This window comes from Parasedimentitalea nitratireducens (assembly GCF_057444295.1).
The window spans coordinates 1-2,500 of the sequence record NZ_JBYAXC010000031.1; the positions used below are offsets into that span (position 1 = coordinate 1).

General features: G+C 53.0%; 1 tRNA gene and 2 rRNA genes (1 of these 3 cut by a window edge). All 3 read right to left on the reverse strand.

From position 1 onward, the window contains the following. Positions 1-77, reverse strand: a tRNA-Met gene (locus AC2T28_RS24805). A gap of 140 nt (positions 78-217) precedes the next feature. Beyond that, positions 218-332, reverse strand: a 5S ribosomal RNA gene (rrf, locus tag AC2T28_RS24810). A 238-nt stretch (positions 333-570) separates the two neighbouring features. Continuing rightward, positions 571-2,500 (reverse strand): 23S ribosomal RNA (locus AC2T28_RS24815) (it continues 903 nt past the right edge of the window).

Sequence of the window (2,500 nt, forward strand, 5' to 3'; positions counted from 1 at the left end):
TGGTTGCGGGAGTAGGATTTGAACCTACGACCTTCAGGTTATGAGCCTGACGAGCTACCGGGCTGCTCCATCCCGCGACACTTTGTTTGTCCTACCGGCTATTGTGCTAGTTGAGGACTATAGCAGGATTGCCGGTTGCAATACTGCGTGTCCCCTTCAGTGTATTTTGGTCTGAAGGGTATTCTTTGTTGTTATCGTTGATTGAGGATTTTTCTAGGTTTGGCGGTGCCCTACTCTCCCACACCTTAAGATGCAGTACCATCGGCGCAACAGTGCTTAACTTCCGGGTTCGGGATGGGACCGGGTGTTTCACTTGCGCTATGACCACCAAACCGAGGAAAATCCTCGATTTGAGAGATACACGCCGTGTTTGCCAGAGGCAAATCACGGCGAGTGGGAGACAGCGTCTTTCCGAAGGAAAGGCGCGTTCCCACATCAACAAGTTGTTCAAGTCAGTATTCGTTCTGATAACTGTCAGCCACCGTTTGGCGACTTTTCAGTGTTGGAATGTATGCTTTGATTATCGTTCACAGAGTTTCTGATTTTGTGTCAGTCTGTCTATTACTGGATCAAATCAAGCCTATCGGACCATTAGTACCAGTCAACTGAATGCGTTACCGCACTTACATCTCTGGCCTATCGACGAGGTGGTCTACCTCGGTCCTCAGGGATACCTTGTTTTGAGGGGGGCTTCCCGCTTAGATGCCTTCAGCGGTTATCCTGTCCGAACATAGCTACCCAGCACTGCCGTTGGCACGACAACTGGTCCACCAGTGGTTCGTTCACCCCGGTCCTCTCGTACTAGGGGCAACTCCTCTCAAGTATCCTACACCCACGGCAGATAGGGACCGAACTGTCTCACGACGTTCTAAACCCAGCTCACGTACCTCTTTAAACGGCGAACAGCCGTACCCTTGGGACCTGCTCCAGCCCCAGGATGAGATGAGCCGACATCGAGGTGCCAAACACTGCCGTCGATATGGACTCTTGGGCAGTATCAGCCTGTTATCCCCGGCGTACCTTTTATCCGTTGAGCGATGGCCCTTCCACTCGGGACCACCGGATCACTATGGCCGACTTTCGTCTCTGCTCGACTTGTCAGTCTCGCAGTCAGGCTGGCTTCTGCCATTGCACTCAACGAGCGATTTCCGACCGCTCTGAGCCAACCTTCGCGCGCCTCCGTTACGCTTTAGGAGGCGACCGCCCCAGTCAAACTACCCGCCACACAGGGTCCCGGATCCAGATAATGGACCGCGGTTAGACATCAAGCAGAGCAAGGGTGGTATCTCAAGGGAGGCTCCACTGAGACTGGCGTCTCAGTTTCGAAGCCCACCACCTATCCTGCACATGCTCGGCCTAATGCCAATGTGAAGCTGTAGTAAAGGTGCACGGGGTCTTTCCGTCTAACCGCGGGAAGCCTGCATCTTGACAGGCAATTCAATTTCGCTGAGTCTATGTTGGAGACAGCGGGGAAGTCGTTACGCCATTCGTGCAGGTCGGAACTTACCCGACAAGGAATTTCGCTACCTTAGGACCGTTATAGTTACGGCCGCCGTTTACCTGGGCTTCAATTCAGAGCTCTCACCCCTCCTTTTAACCTTCAGGCACCGGGCAGGCGTCAGACCCTATACGTCGTCTTGCGACTTCGCAGAGCCCTGTGTTTTTAATAAACAGTCGCCACCCCCTGGTTTGTGCCCCCAGCTCCCACTTGCGTAGGAACCGGGCCTCCTTCTCGCGAACTTACGGAGGTATTTTGCCGAGTTCCTTCAACATAGTTCTCTCAAGCGCCTTGGTATTCTCTACCTATCCACCTGTGTCGGTTTAGGGTACGATCTCATGGAAGAGCTATTTCCAGGGACCTCTCAGCAGCCCATTCAATCCGATAAGGATGAACTACCTCTGAGATCCGTCACTACTTCCTGGCCCAGGAATATTAACCTGGTTCCCATCGACTACGCCTTTCGGCCTCGCCTTAGGGGTCGGCTTACCCTGCTCAGATTAGCTTTAAGCAGGAACCCTTGGATTTTCGGCGAGAGTGTCTCTCACACTCTTTGTCGCTACTCATGTCATCATTCTCACTAGTGATCTCTCCACGGGATGGCTCACGCCCCCGCTTCATCGAAAGCTCCGCTCCTCCAATATTCCGCAAGCGGAATTAAGGAGGAATGGAACTATGTCACACTACGCTCTGCTACCATGCACTATGTGCATCCTCGGCTTCGGCTCATGGCTTGAGCCCCGTTACATCTTCGCCGCAGGACAACTTAATTAGACCAGTGAGCTGTTACGCTATCTTTAAAGGATGGCTGCTTCTAAGCCAACCTCCTGGTTGTTTTGGTCGTCCCACCTGCTTTCCCACTTAGCCATGAATTAGGGGCCTTAGCCGGAGGTCAGGGTTGTTTCCCTCTTCACTACGGACGTTAGCATCCGCAGTGTGTCTGCCATCTAGTACTCCCGGGTATTCGGAGTTTGGTTAGGGTCAGTAAGGCTGTATGCCCCC